Source organism: Bacillus sp. JJ1773 (assembly GCF_036962035.1).
Taxonomy (GTDB): Bacteria; Bacillota; Bacilli; order Bacillales; family Cytobacillaceae; genus Cytobacillus.
This window is the reverse complement of record NZ_JBALNX010000153.1, coordinates 1-1,125: the sequence shown is the minus strand read 5'-3', so window position 1 is coordinate 1,125 and position 1,125 is coordinate 1. Positions and strand designations below refer to the sequence as shown.

The 1,125-nt window shown below is 31.0% G+C and carries 3 protein-coding genes; 1 reads left to right on the top strand and 2 read right to left on the bottom strand.

The features are described 5' to 3' along the window. Nucleotides 1–177: 177 nt before the first annotated feature. Nucleotides 178–309 carry a hypothetical protein gene (locus tag V7127_RS25700; protein WP_335491084.1) on the bottom strand — a complete coding sequence of 44 codons (132 nt, stop codon included), beginning with the start codon at nucleotides 307–309 and terminating at the stop codon, nucleotides 178–180. 74 nt (nucleotides 310–383) lie between these two features. Beyond that, a complete protein-coding gene (locus V7127_RS25695; RefSeq protein ID WP_335491081.1) occupies nucleotides 384–647 on the bottom strand; it encodes a hypothetical protein in 264 nt (87 codons plus the stop codon). Between the two features lie 77 nt (nucleotides 648–724). On the opposite strand from V7127_RS25695, the gene V7127_RS25690 reads away from it, so the two are divergent. Beyond that, nucleotides 725–913 (top strand): hypothetical protein, encoded by a 189-nt coding sequence (locus V7127_RS25690; protein ID WP_335491078.1) that lies wholly within the window; start codon nucleotides 725–727, stop codon nucleotides 911–913. The last annotated feature ends 212 nt before the right edge of the window (nucleotides 914–1,125 follow it).

Genomic DNA, 1,125 nt, shown 5'->3' with positions numbered 1-1,125 from the left:
GTACTTTTTATTTACTATTCAACTCAGAACCAAAGTGAAAATGTTATAAAATTTCCCCTTATAGATTTGGAATTGGAAAATTTTACATTAAAATATTAACATACTGGTATTTTAGGCGGAAATCATCTTCGAGAATACTTGGAATAAGAGTTGAACCTAAAAGTGCACATTATTCAATTAGATAACGTATAAAAAGACTTCTAACTTAGCTTCATCTTTCATTAATTCAGATATCCCTTTCTCAACAAATAATCTTTCAATTTTCCAATCATCTGGCTTCCCAATTTCACCGCCAAACAGTGGATACATACATTTGATAACATTTTTAACTCTCCCCGTTGGAACCTCACTAATGTTTAACATATCATCACCAAATTGGAGCATTAAACCCAAACGATTATTAAGGTGTGAATGTTTAATTGATTGTAGCTCCCATAATCCTTCCGATAAACAATTATCTTTTGAATTTCTTGGGGGAGCCTCGTTGTATTTTGCAGAGAGAATTCCTCTATTTCATCCCCAAAATTCTGGAAATGTTGATAAAATCGATATACCGCTCGGTTGAGCAACTTGCCGTTCAGCATACCACCATTTAATATTTGTCTTTCTTCCGTTAAACAATCCTGCTTTGCATAATGATGAATCAAGTAAATTTATATATGAATTTTAAATAATTACGTACGGGGGAATGAACAACTTGCATCCGTTTTTTTCATACTATAATTTGGTTTCTCTGGTTCAGCCTTTAGAACCCGGCTTCCCTTACTTTAGACCATTTATTTTACATAAAGAACCCGAACATGTAGATTTATTTTTAATTGGTATCAATCCTGCAACTTCAGTTTATCCTAAAAACGGAGTAACGATAGATTATTGGATAGAAACATTAATGAATCATAACCTTTCGAATTAAATGAACAAATGAGTTTATTTAATGAAAATTAATAAGTGAAAAATGGTAAATTTGGAATAGATTTATACAACTTAGAGCTTGCAGCACTTCCAAATCTTATATATTGATTAAAAATCATTGAATATCGCGGAAACTACATTTTTATACTTATGGCACTCAAAACGAAAATCCGTGATTTTTTGATAATTTTAACTTCAACTTCTATTTCTGTT

Bases quoted from the DNA above. Each gene is read 5' to 3' on its own strand.
- V7127_RS25700 (WP_335491084.1), bottom strand. From the start codon at position 309: ATGTATCCACTGTTTGGCGGTGAAATTGGGAAGCCAGATGATTGGAAA.